The 17,096-nt window shown below is 57.1% G+C and carries 15 protein-coding genes and 1 tRNA gene; 5 read left to right on the forward strand and 11 right to left on the reverse strand.

Features of this window, described 5'->3' with window-relative positions; genetic code table 11:
* Nucleotides 1–133: 133 nt before the first annotated feature.
* The 4 genes from FDG13_RS13475 to FDG13_RS13490 all read right to left on the reverse strand — a co-directional run bounded on the left by FDG13_RS13475 (nt 134) and on the right by FDG13_RS13490 (nt 6,897).
* Nucleotides 134–1,135 carry a hypothetical protein gene (locus FDG13_RS13475; protein WP_180128710.1) on the reverse strand — a complete coding sequence of 334 codons (1,002 nt, stop codon included), beginning with the start codon at nt 1,133–1,135 and terminating at the stop codon, nt 134–136.
* Nucleotides 1,136–1,340: 205 nt separating this feature from the next.
* Complete coding sequence (locus FDG13_RS13480) at nt 1,341–2,123, reverse strand: hypothetical protein (protein WP_180128712.1); 783 nt, start codon at nt 2,121–2,123, stop codon at nt 1,341–1,343.
* Nucleotides 2,120–4,864 (reverse strand): tyrosine-type recombinase/integrase, encoded by a 2,745-nt coding sequence (locus FDG13_RS13485; protein WP_180128716.1) that lies wholly within the window; start codon nt 4,862–4,864, stop codon nt 2,120–2,122. The genes FDG13_RS13480 and FDG13_RS13485 overlap by 4 nt, the downstream gene beginning before the upstream one ends.
* On the reverse strand, nt 4,861–6,897 hold the full coding sequence (locus FDG13_RS13490) for a hypothetical protein (RefSeq protein ID WP_180128719.1): 2,037 nt from the start codon (nt 6,895–6,897) through the stop codon (nt 4,861–4,863). The genes FDG13_RS13485 and FDG13_RS13490 overlap by 4 nt, the downstream gene beginning before the upstream one ends.
* Nucleotides 6,898–7,886: 989 nt before the next feature.
* Between FDG13_RS13490 and FDG13_RS13495 the strand changes: the two genes are divergently transcribed.
* From FDG13_RS13495 to FDG13_RS13510, 4 genes are read left to right on the forward strand one after another with little or no spacing between them, the layout of a single operon-like run.
* Complete coding sequence (locus FDG13_RS13495; RefSeq protein WP_180128724.1) at nt 7,887–8,168, forward strand: DnaJ domain-containing protein; 282 nt, start codon at nt 7,887–7,889, stop codon at nt 8,166–8,168.
* A 26-nt stretch (nt 8,169–8,194) separates the two neighbouring features.
* Nucleotides 8,195–8,779: a hypothetical protein gene (locus FDG13_RS13500; RefSeq protein WP_180128728.1), complete on the forward strand. Its 585-nt coding sequence runs from the start codon at nt 8,195–8,197 to the stop codon at nt 8,777–8,779.
* 1 nt (nt 8,780) lies between these two features.
* Nucleotides 8,781–9,524, forward strand: coding sequence for a hypothetical protein (locus FDG13_RS13505; RefSeq protein WP_180128731.1), 744 nt, complete (start codon nt 8,781–8,783; stop codon nt 9,522–9,524).
* 35 nt (nt 9,525–9,559) lie between these two features.
* Nucleotides 9,560–10,792 carry a hypothetical protein gene (locus tag FDG13_RS13510; RefSeq protein WP_180128734.1) on the forward strand — a complete coding sequence of 411 codons (1,233 nt, stop codon included), beginning with the start codon at nt 9,560–9,562 and terminating at the stop codon, nt 10,790–10,792.
* Between the two features lie 24 nt (nt 10,793–10,816).
* On the opposite strand, the gene FDG13_RS13515 is transcribed toward FDG13_RS13510, so the two are convergent.
* Nucleotides 10,817–11,200 (reverse strand): PilZ domain-containing protein, encoded by a 384-nt coding sequence (locus FDG13_RS13515; RefSeq protein WP_158081247.1) that lies wholly within the window; start codon nt 11,198–11,200, stop codon nt 10,817–10,819.
* Between the two features lie 119 nt (nt 11,201–11,319).
* On the opposite strand from FDG13_RS13515, the gene FDG13_RS13520 reads away from it, so the two are divergent.
* A tRNA-Ser gene (locus FDG13_RS13520) sits at nt 11,320–11,409 on the forward strand.
* Between the two features lie 107 nt (nt 11,410–11,516).
* Here the strand turns inward: FDG13_RS13520 and FDG13_RS13525 are convergent.
* From FDG13_RS13525 to rsxC, 6 genes are all read right to left on the reverse strand, one after another.
* Nucleotides 11,517–12,383: an FAD-binding oxidoreductase gene (locus FDG13_RS13525; protein WP_180128737.1), complete on the reverse strand. Its 867-nt coding sequence runs from the start codon at nt 12,381–12,383 to the stop codon at nt 11,517–11,519.
* 252 nt (nt 12,384–12,635) lie between these two features.
* Nucleotides 12,636–13,217 (reverse strand): electron transport complex protein RnfA, encoded by a 582-nt coding sequence (locus FDG13_RS13530; RefSeq protein WP_180128741.1) that lies wholly within the window; start codon nt 13,215–13,217, stop codon nt 12,636–12,638.
* A gap of 2 nt (nt 13,218–13,219) precedes the next feature.
* Nucleotides 13,220–13,879 carry an electron transport complex subunit RsxE gene (gene rsxE / locus FDG13_RS13535; protein WP_180128745.1) on the reverse strand — a complete coding sequence of 220 codons (660 nt, stop codon included), beginning with the start codon at nt 13,877–13,879 and terminating at the stop codon, nt 13,220–13,222.
* A complete protein-coding gene (locus tag FDG13_RS13540) occupies nt 13,876–14,577 on the reverse strand; it encodes an FMN-binding protein (protein ID WP_255435252.1) in 702 nt (233 codons plus the stop codon). Before FDG13_RS13540 ends, rsxE begins: the two co-directional genes overlap by 4 nt.
* A complete protein-coding gene (locus FDG13_RS13545) occupies nt 14,574–15,719 on the reverse strand; it encodes an RnfABCDGE type electron transport complex subunit D (RefSeq protein ID WP_180128748.1) in 1,146 nt (381 codons plus the stop codon). The genes FDG13_RS13540 and FDG13_RS13545 overlap by 4 nt, the downstream gene beginning before the upstream one ends.
* Entirely contained in the window at nt 15,716–17,089 is a 1,374-nt protein-coding gene (gene rsxC / locus FDG13_RS13550; protein WP_180128751.1) for an electron transport complex subunit RsxC, read from the reverse strand. The genes FDG13_RS13545 and rsxC overlap by 4 nt, the downstream gene beginning before the upstream one ends.
* Between the last annotated feature and the right edge of the window lie 7 nt (nt 17,090–17,096).

Genomic DNA, 17,096 nt, shown 5'->3' on the forward strand with positions numbered 1-17,096 from the left:
CCAGGTTGGCAATGACATGATGGCCTTGTACGCCCCAGGCCTGGACCTGGGAGGCACCGAGCTACAGACTCAGCCACAAGCCCAGACCCAGAAGGCGCACAAGCAGCTTCATACGCCTGAGAGATCGTCCTGCTTAGGCCTGAGCCTCAGGCGTCGCTACTGCCTGGACTTCGGGCTGGACTGGTGTCGGAGCAGGTGCGGATGCAGGGGCTGTTGTCGCAGCTGGTGCAGGGGTTGATGCTGGTGTTGGGGCCTTTGCCGGTGCTGCTGCCGGTTTCTTTGCCAGTGCCGGGCTCTTCTTGGTTGCCTTGATCGCCACCTTGACCAGCTTGTAGCTGCCCTGGGGACCGGCCACCAGTCGGCCCTCTTTGGTCAGGCGAGCCAGTGCTGCGGTCATGGAGCCCAAGGGGATGCCTGTGTCTTTGGCCACCACGGTCTGGATGATGTGCTCAAACTTGTCGGTGTTGAGAATCTTCACCAGATAGGCCAGGAGCTTGGCGGGGTTGCCTTGGAGTTCCTGGGTGGCAACTGCTGTGGTGCCGGCCTTGACCTTGGCGCCCTTGGCAATGGCTTTGATCGCGGGCTGGGTCACAGGCGCTTTGCTGGTCGGTTTGCCTGTTGGGGTCTTGGCTGCGGTCTTCTTGCCTTTGGCAAGCGGTGTAGCTGCTTTGGCGGTGGGTGCAGCGGTGGGTGCAGCTGTTGGCGCCGTGGTTGCCTTGGCCGTTTGTTTTCGGGTCGCTTTTTTCACCTTGACGGTGGTGGCGCTGAGGTCGACGGCTTTGGTGACAGTCTTCTTGGCAGCCTTCTTGGTGCCCGTGCTGGTTGGTACGCTGGCCGGCGCGCTCAGGGCGCGGGTCTCGCGCACGATGGGCAGGTCTTCTTCGGTCAGTTCACCGGCAATGCGATAGAGCTCGCGCAGTTCTTCTTCGATGCCCGACAGCCTCTTGGACAGACGGGCTGTGACTTGCCAGCTTTCGATGAGGGCAGCGTTGCCCAGGCTGTAGGGGTTGTTGAGGACGGCGGCGTTGGCGCGTTGGGCGTAGGCAGCGACTTCACTTTTCAACTTTTCGTCGGCATGGAATATGGCAGTACCGGCCTTTTGCAGGGCAGTGAGGGTGGAAGCAGAGATTGGCATGGGGAACTGATCCTTGGAGAAATGAGAGAAAAATAGTGAACAAGAAAGACGACTTCAAACGGGGTAGGACACCGGATGGATCAATAGAAGACGATCAGGGTCGCCGGTGTCCGGGCATCAGGTTTTGGTCCGACAGGGAACGGATTGTAGGAAGATGTAGGAAATAGCGTTTGTGCGGTAGGTGCGTTTACAGTTGAGGTCAGATTCAATCATCGTCAAATCGACACAACTCGAGGGCTTTGACAACACCATTTCGGTCAACGGTCAAGCGGACCGTTGCATTGGCCAACTGGGTAGCTGTGTCTCGTACCCGCTCAAGTTTCGACATAGCGTGTGGCAACCGTTGTGGGAGCCAATACAAACTTACGCGTCGATCTTTTATCTTTAGTTGACGCCTTGCTGATTTGGGTGGAGTAACAACAGCTTCTGCGTGGCCAACCATAACGACGTCAAACTGTATCGATACATCCTGCTGGATGGTGTGCCGTCTTGGTCCAATTGGAATTTGGACGCGCCTGGTGTGTCCGTCAGGACCTCTTAGCTCCGCAGCAGCATCATTGAATGCTAAGCGGCGGACTGGAGCAAGGTTTTGATCAACTGGTACCTGCTGTACCAGCTCAAAAAACTGATCCGGAGTCCAGCGTGCTGCTTGGTTCAAGATCTGTAAATAATGAAAGGCCTCAACCATTAGTTGATAGGCGTTTTGATTCTCTGGATTATTTTGAAGACTTGCAGTGGACAACATGTCACTGATTTCAGAGAAGAGCGATAGTTGTCGACTCGGCCTGATGCAGACCACGAGCCATTGCTTATGCTCACTCTGGCTGGAGTCCAGCAAAAAATGGATCCGATCATCAATAGACAAAGGCCTCAAGATCTGAAAAATTGCTGACCGAATTCGGGAGATGCGTGAGGACTCGGCATCAATCTCCCGGGGTCTGTCCGTCAAACCAACCAGAATTCTGAATATCTCTTTAGGTTGGTTCATTTTTTAGTCGCACCCATCATGCATTGCTGGTGACACCAGGTTGCCATGGTGAAAATTAGGCCATGGAATCCCGACATGCGCAGCATCGCGGCAGGTGTCGCAGCATTTTTTGTGATCGTTGATCTGGCCAACAAAAGATAGGTTGATGGCTGTCCGCGCCGGGGTGCAACCGCTTCGACGCGCAAAGGCACATTGATCACTGACTCAACTTGTAGCTTGGCCTGTTGAACTGCTGGGCTTACCAGGAGGTTGAGCAATGCATGCTTTGATTTGATGTCCACGCAATGTGAACGCAGCAGCAATGCGCTGCCGGGGAAGTTCGCCTGGTGTAACAGCTCAACGAGTGGCTTTGCAAACTCTGCCTGGGTCATATCCAATACAGAGCCACTTTTGCTATTTAGCCAAACCTTGGCAGCCCGATGATGCAACTGGTTTGGTGAACAGGCCCTATCCAATTGTGTTGACAACGTGAGCAGGAGTGGCTCGCACGCAAGCGCACATGCCAAATCGTGGCGTTGGAGCCCGTCGCGGACCCATTGCAATGCGTGATCTTTGTGGACATGCGGCGACAAAGGAACAGCCCTGTGGCCGCGAGCCTTCTGGTCCATCGTGTGGATTTGCTCCGCCGCACATTGACAAATCGTCAACAGGTCTTCAGCAGATATAGAGCAACGACTTTCGATGGCGCAAGAAGAGAAGCCGAGTTGAATATCTGACAAGGCCTTCCGTACTAGGTTGAATGGGATCCCATTTGGAGTGCTTTGAGTGGCTGCTATGAGCGGTACGGTTTTGAGGGAATACTGAGTCATCGCAAAGGCATGCAAATGCGCGCAATAGAAACCTCGTTTGCCCACTGATCGTTGCTTGGCCTTGCGAAGAGCCGAGCTTGTTGTACCTGTCCAATACGCCATCGCGCGAGATGTCACTTGGAGTTTTTGGCGCTGACGATCAATTGCCCGTCGTAACGCAAGATCTGGTTGATGGAAGTAATGGATAAGGGTAGTTGCTACGTTGTTGTGGCCCGTCTGAACCGACAGCTGCTGCACGCGTGACACGGAAGAATGCTCTTCGGTCTTGTCAAGCGCAGCCAAAATTCGGCCGGTGACCCAACTGTGCCGCAGGGTATGGAAGGAAACTCCATCGTCGCCCGTTACGGAGCGCAATAGCTGATTCAAAAGGCGAGCACATAAGCCAAACCGGTAGGTTCTGGCTGGGCTGTGTGGGTCACCAAATAGATAGCTGCAATCACTGTCGCCCTCGTTATGGCGCCGCAAGATCCAACGCTCGACGATCTCGACAAGTGCGGGATTTGTCCCTGTCATGATTCGCCGGGCTGCATCGCTTTTGCCTTGATGATCAGAGCGTGCGGGGGCGAAATGTACTATCAGTACGCCATCTTTGACGCTCACATCGCGAAGTCTCAAACTGTGTAACTCGCCAATTCTCAACGGTATTGCCGCAGCCAGCGCAACCATCACTTGGACCGATTGCACCACCCTGACGTCCGTTGAGACCCGCTGGCAACTAAGTAATAGTTGATCAGTTTCATGAGGCCAAATAACGTTGGCGGTGGGTTGGGATTTACGACTCGACTTAAACAATATTTTCGGTTGAGGATCAATCCCAAATGTCGCAATGCAGTACTGATGGCAAGACGCAATAGCAGGACCCTCAACATCCGTGGATAGTTGGTCAGTCAACTGGCAGAACAACTCCTCCCAATTTTTTGCAGTGAAGTCAAAGGGCGAAGAATCAATGACTGCCAATTGGTCCGAAATACAATTTGCCACGGCAGTGAAGTAGCGACCGATGGTTGTAACGGTTGGATTCTCAAGGCGGACACTCCCCGTGGTCAGCAAGAAATGAACCCATCCCAACAAAAACGCGTCGGTTGTGGTGCCTTGGCTGGTCAAAAGGTCAGTGACGATGGCCAGCTTGGATTGCACTTGCGCGCGCCACTTGTGATCAGTCACCCTGACGTCGCGGTTCGAACCTGATTGCGTCAGGATGCCCTTGATTTCACCCAGCAACTTTGCATTGCGAGCACCTTCAACTTCGGTATCAAGTAGCATGTCAAGTGCCGCGTCATGTGACGGACCAAGGTCATCAATGACAGGCGAGTCAATCTGCATGACTGGCATGGGACTTCCGTTTGCACGTTCCAAAACGCAATCCGATAGAAGACTGTATTGCAAATTTCCGGTAGCGAAAGCAAGAGTTTGCCGTGGGCATATCAGGTAGAGCCATGCGACGGCATCCTCAAACACTTTTTCCCAGAGTTCCTTGCGTTGCCATTTTTGGGCGTTGGGATAATGGTCAGAGAGGACCGAAGTGAAGGACTGAATCTCGTTGTCCCAGTTTGTGTCGTGGGGCACATCCCTGAGTGCAATGATCGTGCGGGAAGACAGGTACCGCCGCTGCAAATGATTGTCGTCTTCCGTCCACGATACATAGACCTCTTGGTCATGCCTTCTCGCTGACGTAGACAATTTAGTCATCGCGGTTAGGCTCGTTTTGGTCAGGAGACCATCACAGCACACCATGCAAGTTAAAAGCCGCAGTGGCTTGGACAGAGATCCGATCCATTTATCCATACCCGATACAAAACGTTCGAAGCGGGCCGCTGATTGTGGGGTTGCCATTGTTGGCATGATCATCAAGGACATGTCGCTCCCAATCAGCTCCAAGGCCCCTGTGCTGTGTACAAGAGTTTCTTTTTTGTCGGAACGTGCGTTGCTCATGCCCCCTCCTTTGAGAGGCCGGACAACGCTTTGATATCGGTATTGACCAATACGTCATCAATCGCTCGCGCCGTACGAGTCAAGTAGACATAAATCACATGTTCTGAGGTTGACTCATGATGCGATACGCCATTGGTGTGGTGGCGGAGCCAATCTTGGATGTCTTCAAACGGCAGTCCCAGTTGAGTGGCATGGTCGCCAATGAAGTGCCGCCCAAAGTCATGGTTCAATCCGGAAGCAGCGCCCTGGAAGAGATGATCGGCCGTCAGTAACTTGATTGCTCCATTCGTCCCCAACAAAAAGAGCATAGGTACTTGCTCGCCATCAAGTACTTGTTGGAGATAGTCAATTGACTTTTGGTGCATGCTCCGGTCAAGTCGATCAAATCGCCGTTTCAGCGCCTGGACGTGGGCGTGCCAGAGGCGTATCTGCCTCCGCAGCAACGTTGAGATGGGGATGGGAGTTACGCCTCGTGTGGGTCCAAGAGGTTTATCGGCGATCAAGCCAAATGCGGCGGAAGGGTGCCATGCCTGGGCAGAAAAATTGATTTTTTTGCGGTTCCTGCCACCAACGACGAGCTGGAAGAACAGTCCGACATATCTTGCGTAGGCGTTGTGGTGACTGACGACGCTCTTCAAGGTATATTTTTTTCCGGCCTTTTTAGATTCGAGGTCATTGGCTGCCTCGTCAAAGATTGACTGAATCCACGCAGACGATGGCGTGACCCTGGAGCCGACGTGAGTCGGTGCATATCCAGTTGTCGGCACGGCCTCCCCAAAGCCAACGTGCTGGTAATGCTTGTCGCACGCGGACCAAATATCCTGCTCTGACGGTGTGATGTAGTGCAGGTCCGACTTTGACACGAGCTGGAAGGACAATGTGGCAAAGGCAGCGAGATCACGTCGCTCAGTTGCATTGAGTGCCGCAGTTCCTCGTGAGGCTATAAAACGTGCAACCGATGCGCTGTGATGCACCTCAGGCAATTTGAGCTTCGCTCGGTTGGAGACCGCTTGAATTGTCAATGCGCTCAAACGCTGTAGACCGCCATTACTTACATAGGCCTCGTACAAGCTGTTCGCTAGCAAGATAGGCAATGGCCGTCGTAGCAAAAGTGTGCTGTTGACATGCTGTGCCGTGGCTGCTGTAGACAGGTCACCTAGCGCATGCGTGAGGTTGACGTAGATAAAGCCAGCTACAGGATCAATCCATGCCACCATGCTGTCGTGACCAGGACCGCGCGCAAATGGCACCTGCACCGAGATATCCCAAGGCAAGCCAATGCAATATGCAATGCAGAGGGCTAGCGCATCACCATCACCATGATCAACCCGGACAAGCAGTTGAGCCGCGGCCGTCCTGAGGTCTTGGATACTCAATTCGTTGTCTCGTCCAGCCGCTTGGCGCTCGACTGTCCGCAGTGAACTCAGACTGGCCTGGATGGTGGCGATTACCACGGCGTTGAGGCTAAATATAGATCTGTCACTGGCAGATGATTGGAGCTTGACTAGATTTATTGTTTTGGTGACTTGGCGCTGTTTAAGCTTTTCAGCGGCAGCGTTTAACAGGGTCTGGCTGATTACGCCATCGGCCAATTTAGACTGCAGTGACCGGATTTCATTTGCTGTTTTTTTGCTTATAGGCTTGCCTAGCATCAATGCAGTGCACAACGATAGGCCAATTGCGACCTGCAAGTCTCTGTTGTCAGCAAGGGGAGTGCAGGCGAGCAAACTCCATGCTGGGTATTGCACATGGAGTCCTAGCATTTGATGTTGTGCACCAACGAGGTCTAGACCCGCAAAGTCATTGCAGACTGTCTCAATATCTTTGCAAAAGGGGACGAACACATCCCCTACTGTAGGTAACGCAACCATTGCTGCGCGCAGTGCGGACAAAGCGTTGGTCATCACCATCTTGATCCCGGGCTGAGTCGGTGGGCAAGGTACCGCAGCGGTGAGCGTGATGAGCGCCGCAGCAAAACGATCAGATAAACGAGCATGCATAGGTTGGATGGATTGAGACAGGACGGCTGACATGGAGTACTCCTACTTTTCCAGATAAAGCGGTGCCCGATTTGCTATCGGACATGGGTCTTAGGCATACGACTTGGCGCGTCGCGGCCTAGACGACGTGCTGACAGATCGTTTTGCAGTGTTCTGGCAAAACGATCCTGGTGTTGCTGCAGCTAAAAGCTACAGTACGCAGCGGAAATATCCGTCGCCAATGTGTTGCTGTTGCGCGCGCATGGGACGCGGTGACGTCTATGTCTGCCTCAAACTGCCCAATCGGATTGGATGTCCAAGTCCGTCAGTTGGTCCATCGCAGAGCCGCCGTAGGCGTAGCTGTGATACAAATCTATCTGTTGAAGGCTGATCAGGGACCAGCTTCGCGGCGGTGTCGCGGCGATGTTGGTAGTTTGACGAGCTCCGTTCGGTCGGGCAAATGATGCTGGCCTCTTTGAGGCGGATGTCCATCAATGTTCAACTTGCGTGTTGCATGACCAAGGCAGTCAGTGCGGACAAGCCTGCGGCCGATGTTCTTGAACTTGTCCGGAGCCTGCGCCAGTCGAGCAGATTTGTTTGAAGCCCTGCAACCTAAAGAGGCCAGTGCATCGCACCTGTTCGTAGTCTCAGAGATCAGTTGGCTTGCTCAATGTCAGTTCGCCGAGGAAAAAAGAGACTGATGGGTCGCCAAATGATGCGGGCCTGATTGTCCGGAAAAGGAGGCCTATGGTCTAATGCAAGGCTGTCGTCGGTTTGGTGTTTTTGCTCGACTTGTGTGACTTTGATTTGTTAAGTGTCACAATTCAGCGTAATGAGACGTCACAGCTTAAAACCGATAGTTGGAGTAAAATCAACATGTTACGGAGATTGAAGACCTTTGTTGCTGATTAATTGCTGCACGTGCGCATCAATTTTCTGGCACTCCGAAGCCAAGGGTCGTGGGTTCGATCCCCGCCAGCCGCACCAAGCACCACCCCGGTGGATCGGGTCAGATCCCAAGCGCCCTTCAATCTACACGCCTCATGCAGCATAAAGACCATTACGCCGCTTTGGGCCTGCCCAGCTCGGCCTCACTTGCCGATATCAAGAAAGCTTTTCGCCAGCAGGCGTCCGTACATCACCCTGATCGCAACGACTCGCCCCAAGCTCCGGCGCGTTTTCGTGCGGTGCAGGAAGCGTATGAGGTGCTGTCTGACCCGGACCGGCGCCAAGCCTACGATGACAATCGCCAGCGCAACCTGCTCGACAGTCCCCTGGACACCGCACGTGCGATCTGGCTCGACTATTTTGGCCGCCTTGTTTGAGGCCGGCGTTTACTGAAGGTATTGCCATGAGCATGTCTGCTTTTTTTCGCGCGTTGCACAACGCCTACCAGGCCGAAATTGATGACCTGACCTCGGACTCCGAGGGCAAGGACGTGCTGCGCCAGCGCCTCCAGGAGAAGCGCAGTCAACTCGCCTTTTTGAGCCAGATGATGGAGACCGCGCCCGAAATGGTGGCCGTGGTTTTTCATGGCGGCTTCCAATTCAAAGTACCTGCTGTCATGGAGCAGTTGCTGACGCTGGAGTCCGACGAGTTCCCTGACTGGGACAGTCTGGCGGATGCCATCCAACTGACACCTTGGGCCAGTAAGCTGGCCGATGTGTTACTCAAGGAACCCATGGGTGACTGGTTCATGACGGTGGCTGCCACGCTGGAGTACCTGTACCAGCGTCCGTCGCCTCATCAGCATGATCCGGCCAACGACGAGGAGCAGGACGATCTGCCTGATCATGGCAGTCGTTCACAGACCCGTCATCTGGATCACGGTCACGACTTTGATGCAGACGATGACCACGCCCAAAAGACTGACCAAGAGCACGACGACGACAGTGGCGACTGGCTCGAAGGCCAAGGTTTTGACCGCAAGGAGTGACATGAAGCATTTGGCCCTGATTGAAAAGACCCAGTCCTTGATCGCCGCTGGCGACATCGTGGGCGCCGAGTCGGCGCTGGTTGAACTGGCCGATGCCCAAGGGGACGGCGCGCTGATGGAGGTGCTGGCCCAGCTGCCGCCCAAAGACGTGTTGGCGGTGATCCGTGAGTACGACAACTCCAAGTCATCCATCATCAACCTGATGCTCACGCCCGAGCAGTTTGCCCGCGCCGTGGTCATTGAAAAGCAGTACCGCGACCTGACGCGCGGCCATTTGCGCGGCATGATGAACTCGGTGATCTTTCGTGATGGCGCCGACCCGCTGGCGTTTTTGACTGCGATTGGTGACCTGGAAGGTGGCAGCGAGGCGCTGGCCGATTACTTTGAGGAAAAGTGGAGCCGTGTGGAGGCTTTCGCCCGTGCCGGTGTGTTTGACACCGTTGAAGATGACGGCGACATGGTCTCCGAAGACGACCTGCGCGCCAACGCCTGGGCACGCCCGCGTGTGGACCAGGACGAGGTGGCCGACCAGGACTGGATGCAGCTGGCCTGGCTGCTGCGCCACGAGTTGCCCGACCTGTTCATTGAAATGCTGGTGGTGTTGCGCGCCAAAGCACGTGCCTTTGAGCTGGGGCTGGACGCCGAAGACCTGCCCGAAGACGACGGCAAGGTCGAGACCCGTGACACCGACCTGGGCAAAGCCACCCCAGCGGCGCGCGAGTCAGACGAAGAGTCCGCCATCTAGCCTTGTGGGCCGGTCTTGTGCCAGCCCAGCCAAACATGCCAATCACTCCCCCTGTTCCTGAAAGCGCCCCCGGTACCGTCTCCTTGTATGACGGGCGTCCTTTTTTTGAGAAGGCGCTGTTGTACGGTGTCCAACATGGACTGATTGATGCCGTCAAGCTCGACGCCATCCGCGAGGAGGCGCCCAAAGGCATGGTGCAGATTGCGCGTTATTTTGGCAGCGAGTTCCTGCGCCCCGAGCTTGAAAAAGCGCGTGACCGCATCGTCAATCTGGTCAGCCTGCACCTGCAGTTGGCCAGCGAGGGTGACCTGCGTGTGGCGGCCACCTTGTTGCGTGACCACTCTTTCCTGTCGCGTTCCAAAGCGGGCTCGGACCTGCTCAAGGCGATGATCGTGATGCCGCAAAACACCCACTTCGGCATGAACGAACGTGGCGGTTTTTCGGACCGGCATATCCCGCAACTGGCGCGCTGGTCCTTGGCAAGTTTTGCCGAGGTTCAAGTCGAACTGGCGGCGCGTCAACGTGTGGCGCGGGTGGTGGACGCTGCTTTGTGGATGGCGGACCAGTTGGGGCTGGCCGCTGATGAGTTGCAAGACTACGAGCCCGATGCCGAGGCAGTGATCCGTACCGCTCTGCTGGTGGCCGCCACGCGGCGCAAGGAGCTGCCTGATTGGCCGGTGTTTGAAAAAATGATAGCAATGTTGCGCCGTAAGGAAAGGGCTGCAGTCGCTTTATCCTTGGTATTGCCAAAAAACTTGCCTGCCGAATACACCGAGGTGGTGGCCTCTGTGCGTGACAGTGTGGTGTCTGATTTGCCCAAACTGCTCGATGCACGTTTGGGCGTGCGCAAGCTGTTTGACCAGACGCCCGCATTCATGGGGCGCTACTTCTGGATTGAAGATGCCTTGAGTGAAGTGGGCCAACACGACCGTGCGCGTTCAGCGGCCTGGGACAAGCTGACCCAGGGTCATGGTGACGACGGCACCTTGCTGACCCTGTGTGTGTGTGTGGCGGCTGGCAGTCCGCCCAAAACCTTGTTGACCGACAAGTCAGCCGCCACCCTGATCCGCAAGATGCGCAAAAGTGGCTTTTTCCCGGAGAAGGCGACCCAATTTGTGCAGGAACACGCGCCGGAGCAGCATCAGGACGACTACACCCGGCTGTGGTTGGACTTTGTGGCCGAAGCGCAATCCATCCTGTTGAGTGACCACGACAGCAAGCTCAGTGACGCGTTGTCTTTGTTGCGGCGGGAATGTAACCTCGCCTGATCGTGCGCCGTTACTTGGCTTGGCTCAGGCCTGCCGACTGGAGAAAAGGTGGGACAGTTCGCGGTCCATCAAATCGGCGTCCCCGGTGTTGAGCTCCAGCAGGCGACGCAACAAGGTCAGGCTGGTCAGGTCAATGTGCTCACAGCGCATGCCGATGTGACAACCTTTCAAATGGGCCACCGTGCCTGCCATCTCAATCGTCTCACCGTCGTTGGACAGTGGCAACAACAGGCGGCACGGCGCCTGAAGCTGAACGTCTTCAGGCACATCGGTTTGCACCAAGGCGCCTTTGAGTGCCAGGTCCAGCAAGCTGACCTCCAGGGTTTTGCCAGGCAGGTGCAGTGTCACAGCCGCACTGAAGGGGATGCGCGAAAACAGGCGGTGACTTTCGGCAGGGAAGGCTTTCATGTGGTTTCCTTGAAGCATGGCAAGAGCCGGGGGTGTCGCACCGGGCAAATCATAAGGCAGGACCAAGTTGACAACTCTACAACGGAGTTGCCCGGCACCTCAAGCTACAATTCAGGCATGGAAGCTTGGCCGAGCGGTTTAAGGCACCGGTCTTGAAAACCGGCGATGTTTTACGACATCCGTGAGTTCGAATCTCACAGCTTCCGCCAAATCATATGCCCGAGCTGTTGAACTGAATCAGTTTTCTGCTTGGCCGCTTCTGAAGGACACATCAACCGTCCATCCCAGCCGATCACGCTTTGCCTGATCGGCTTTTTTAATACAAGACCTGGTTCCAGCGGCCGCTGTCAAGCAGGTGTTGGTACAGCGTGGGCCAGTCCCCGGTGTTGCCCACAATGCGTTCGAAGCTGTTCTCGACCTGGCCCAGCATGGCCTGTGGTCCGGCGATGAAGATGTGTGTTTGCGGGTCCTGCAGCATCTCTTTGAGCTCGCTGGCGTGCTGGTCCAAGGCGGCGCCCAAGGCCGGTGGTTCGTCAAAATGGGGTCGTGGGGTGAGCGCCTGAAACGCCTTGAAGGTGGCCTGGTCAAAATAGTTGGCCAGGTCAGCGTTCTCGGTGTTCATGTACAGCATTTCCAGGCCACTGCGGGCGCCATAAAACAGCCGGACCTTGCCTTCCCAGCCCCCTCGGGCGTCGTAGATTCGGCTGACAAGCCCCCGAAATGGGGCGATGCCGGTGCCCATGCCCACCATCAGCAGCGGTACGCGGCGATTGGCAGGAATGGAGAACGGGTGCCCAACCGGGCCGGAAAATGTCATCACATTGCCCATCGGCAGGTCACACAGGTAGTTGGAGGCGACACCGTCATAACGCTCGCCGCTGAAGTCGTCGAGGTAGGTGCAACGCCGCACCAGCAAGGAAAACTCGGTGCACTGTGCGTCAGTGTGGTCAATATGGGCCAAGGAGTACAGCCGTGTATGGTGGAGGTTGCCAAATTGACCGGGTGCCATGACCCGGATGCATTGGCCCACCCGAGCATCAAACCCGGCGTCGTCCGTTTCAAAAATCATGTGTCGCACGTCTTCTGGCGAGTCAGCGGGTGTGATGCGGCAGCTGCCGATCAACCTGGCTGAGTGCGTGGCGTTGCTGGTGTTGGTGGTGGTGTTGTGGTTTGTGATCTGCATGGGGCTCCATTCATCAAGGGAGTTGGGTGGGTCCAGAGATGGCATCGTCAGGGTTGGGCGAGCCGTTTGGCTGGTTGGTGCAGGGCTGAGCGCAAGAGCCACAACCGCCGCCACAGCCCCCCCCCGCTTCTTGGTAAGGGCCGCATTCAGGGTGTTGTTGTGCAAACCGACGTGCCACCGCCTGTACCGTGATCCACGCCGCCAGCAACAACAGCAACGCAGCAAAGCTGCTCAGAAAGTGTGTCAACATGCTTAGCCCCCGAGGCCGGCAAAACCCATGAACGACAGAGACAGGATGCCCGCCATCATCAACACCACGGCCGCACCCTGGGCGATGTCAGGCACTTCAACCAATTGGACCCGTTCTCGCAAGCCCGCCATCAAGACCAAAGCCAGGGTGAAACCGGCGCCACCTCCGATGGCAAAAGCCATCGACTGCAACAGGGTGTAGTCACGCGCAGTCTGGATCAGCGCCACGCCCAGCACCGCACAATTGGTGGTGATCAGCGGCAGGTAGATGCCCAACGCCCGAAACAACACCGGGCTGTGTTTCTTGAGCACCATCTCCACCAGCTGCACGGCCGAGGCAATGACAACGATATAGGCGATCAGGCGCAAAAACTCCAGGTGCATCACACCCAGCAACCAGTTCAGCCCATAGGCGCACAAGGCTGCAACCGCCATCACGAAGGTGGTGGCCACCCCCATCGGGAAAGCCGTGTCCAACTTGCCGGAAACCCCCAAAAAGGGACACAGACCGAGGAACATCGCCAGCACGAAGTTGTTGGCGAGCAGGGCACCTATGAAAATCTGGAAGCTTGATTCGTGTGCCATCGTCAGGCTCCTTGTGAGTTTGTGCTCGGCTTGGCCGAGACCTTTGGCTGGCGCTTTTTCCACCATGCAAACACCAGCAGCCACCCACCCAGTACAAAAAAGCCGCCCGGCGGCAAGACCATCACCACCCAAGGCTGAAAGCTGGCGCCGAACAGCGACACGCCAAACAAGGCGCCTGCACCCAAGATCTCGCGCACGGTGCCCAGCGCCAGCAAGCCGAGCGTGAACCCTGCACCCATGCCCAGGGCGTTGAGCATCGCGGTGGTGGGTGGGTTTTTGGACGCGTGCGCCTCGGCACGACCCAGAATGATGCAATTGACCACAATCAGCTGGATGAAAGCGCCCAGCGCATCGTAGAGGGTGAGACTGACGGCCTGGATGCCATAGTCGACCGCCGTCACAAAGGTGGCGATGATCACGATGTACGTGGCGATCCGGACTTCTTTGGGCACGATGTGGCGCAACATCGAGACCAGACCACAAGACGCGACCAGTACCAGCGTGGTGGCCAAGCCCATCGACAGTGCATTCATGGCAGATACCGTGACCGCCAGCGTGGGACACATGCCGAGCATCATGACAAAAACCGGGTTCTGCCGCCAGAGACCTTCGAGCAGGTTGTCCCATGAGGAGACCGTGTTGGGTGCGATGGGTGCGTTCATGGTGCCTTCTGAATCTGGTCGATTTTGGGAACAAGGCGCGGCAACAGCGCCTGTGCTGCGTCGTTGATGGCGCGGCCAACAGCACGGGAGGTGATGGTTGCGCCAGAGATGGCGTCCACCTGCCACGCTTGAGTTTTGGTGCCGTGTTTGACCGTTTTGACTTCGTTGGCCAAAGCCTTGAGTTCGCCGTTGAGCCTTGTGTCAAGTGACTTGAAGTTAGCCAGGAAGGCCGTGTCGGTGAGGATCTTGTCACCAATGCCGGGTGTCTCGCGCATGCTGATCACACCGATGCCAACCACACAGGCACAGGGTGGCGAGTACCCAAAGAGGATACGCACTGTGTCGGCATAACCTTTGGCCGAGCCTTCGGCGGCGATGCCCATCAGGCGCCCGGTGGTGTCATAGGCCGCATGAAAACGCAAAGCGCCGACCGGTGTGTCATCGCTGTTGGCGGGCTCAATGGCGCCGTTGGACAGGGCCAGGTAGGAGATGGTCTGATGGGCGCCAGGCAATACTTTGGAAATGGCGCGCTCCAGCGCGACCCGACGGTTGTCACGCACCGCAGACAGGCTGCCTTCGTAGGCGCTCACAATGATCAGGCCGCAAATGGCGGCGACCAACCCCAGGGTGAGCACCATGGCGCGGGTAGGTGTTTGCGCCACTGACGGGGGGATGGCCGGTGTGTGCGGTGTGTTCATGGCTTGGGTTTGTTTTTCAACAAGCGCTTTTTGGGTGTGACGGCATTGGCTTCCTCACGCGAGATGTACTCCGGGTGCAAGGGGTAGCTGGCACCGCGTTTGGGTTGCAGCAAACCGGATTTGCCAAACGGCGTCGGTTGGGTGATGCGCTCAATCAGCGGCGTGGCGGCATTGCTGATGAGGATGGCGTACATCACCCCTTCGGGCAAACCGCTGTAGTAGCGAATCACCACGGTCAACACACCAATCAAGGCACCGTAAACCCACATGCCGCGCGGTGTGACCGGTGATGTCGCCATGTCGGTGGCCATGTAAATTGCCCCCAGCATCAGACCACCGGAAAACATCATGAAAAACGGGTTGGGGTAACGCACCGGGTCCAGGCCATACAGCATCCAGGCGGTGAGGCCTGCGCTGCCCAGAATGGCAACCGGGATGCGCCAGTCCATGAACCGTCGCAGAGCCAGATAGGCACCACAGGCCAGGATCAGCAGGGGCGATGGCCCCACGGCCATGTGGCCAGCCAAAGACGAGAGCAAATCCTGCGGCAGCACCATCAGGCCGTCGAACTTCCATTTGGCCAGGGGGGTGGCTCCGCTGAGTCCGTCGATCTGCATGTTGTGCAACCAGGCCGTGGTATCCGGTGGTTGCATCATGGGCCAGGCCAGCGTACTTGGGATGAAGTTGACGAAACGACCGGGCAGGAACGACGGTGTGTAGCTGGCAATGGCCACGGGAAAGGCCGCCTGGACAAAAGCCCGTCCCACCAGCGCCGGGTTGAACACATTGAAGCCGATACCGCCAAACAGGGCCTTGCCCAGCGCGATGGCAACCACACCCGCCACACAACCCATCCATAGTGGGAAACCCGGCGGAAGCGTCAATGCCAGCAGCAAGCCTGTGATGACAGCAGACCAGTCAGACAATGAACCCGACTGGGTGCCGGTCTTGACAAACAAGCGCTCGGTGAACAGGCAGGCCGCTGTTACACACAACAGGGACGCCAGTGCCGAGACACCGTATTGGTAGACAAAAAAGGCACACACGGGCAGCAAGGAGCCGACCACGTTGCGCATGATCTGCTCCACGGTGCGTGGCGCCTTGATGTGCGGGGCACTGCGGATTTCGATAGCGGTACTCATAAGGCGCTCGCCTTTTCACGCAGCACCTGTTTGGCGATGCGAAATTGCTGGACTAGCGGGATGTTGGACGGGCACACATAGGTGCAGCAGCCGCACTCAAAACAGTCACCCAGGTGGTAACGCTGCCCCATCAATTCGTACTCACGTTTGGCGGCTAGCATGCCCAAGGCCGAGGGGTTGAGACCCATCGGGCACGATTCAACACACTCGCCGCATTTGATGCAGGGGAAGGTGCGGCGGCCATCGCGGTCGGCCATGTCCTCCGGATGAAAAACCAGGATGCCTGACACCCCCTTGGTGATGGGGGTGTCGAGTGAGGCCACGGCCTGCCCCATCATGGGGCCACCCAGCACCAGCTGGCAGGCGCTGGGCGCATGGCTGGACTGTTGTGCTGACGCCCCCGCCCATTCAAGAACAAAGGAGATGGGTGTGCCAAGTGGCACCCGGTAGTCCCCTGGTCGGCTGACGCCCGGCCCGGCGATGGTCACCACACGCTCGGTCAGCCCCTGACCGGCAGGCAGCAGCTGCCCCAGAGCCGCCAGGGTGCCGACATTGTTCATCACCATGCCCAGGGACACCGGCAGCGCACCAGAGGGAATCTCGACACCAAACAGTGCCATGAGCAACATCTTCTCGGAGCCTTGCGGGTACTTGGTCGGCACCGCTTCCACAAAAATGTTGTCAATGTGGGCAGCGTCGATCACCGACTGGATGGCCGCAACCGCATCCGGTTTGTTGTCCTCAACCCCAACGATGCCGCGCACCGCGCCCGTCGCGCGCATGGCCAGCTGCATCCCCAGGATCAGTTCGCGGGTGTTTTCCAGCATCACGCGGTGGTCACAGGTCAGGTACGGTTCACATTCACAACCGTTGACCACCAGCGTGTGGACTTTGGCCTGTTTGGGCACCATCAGCTTGGCGTGGGTCGGAAAGGCTGCACCGCCCAGGCCCACCAAGCCGCTGTCCCAGACGGCTTGCAGAATCTCCGGGCCATCCATGACGCTGGTGTCACGCGGCATGCCCCACAGATCCTCCTGCGTGGCTCCGGCATAAGGGCGGATGACAATCGACTCGGTCCAAGGTCCGCGTGCGCTGGGTCGCAGTTCAATGGCTTCCACCACACCGGTTGCCGGCGCGTGGTGTGGCACCGACAGCCAGTCCTCACCTTTGGCAATCGGCTGACCCCGCACCACCTCTTGCCCCACCTGAACAATGGGGCGAGGCGCTTTGCCAATGTGCTGCGACAGCGGGACCACCAGCTGGGGAGCAAAGGGCAGGCGGCGGATCGGCGTGTGGGCCGTGTGTTTGTTTTGCGGCGGATGGATGCCGCGCGCAAACGTCTCACCACGCAGGAAGTTGAGGAACTTCATAACTTGG

It is taken from the genome of Rhodoferax sp. BLA1 (assembly GCF_013416775.1).
Taxonomy (GTDB): Bacteria; Pseudomonadota; Gammaproteobacteria; order Burkholderiales; family Burkholderiaceae_C; genus Rhodoferax.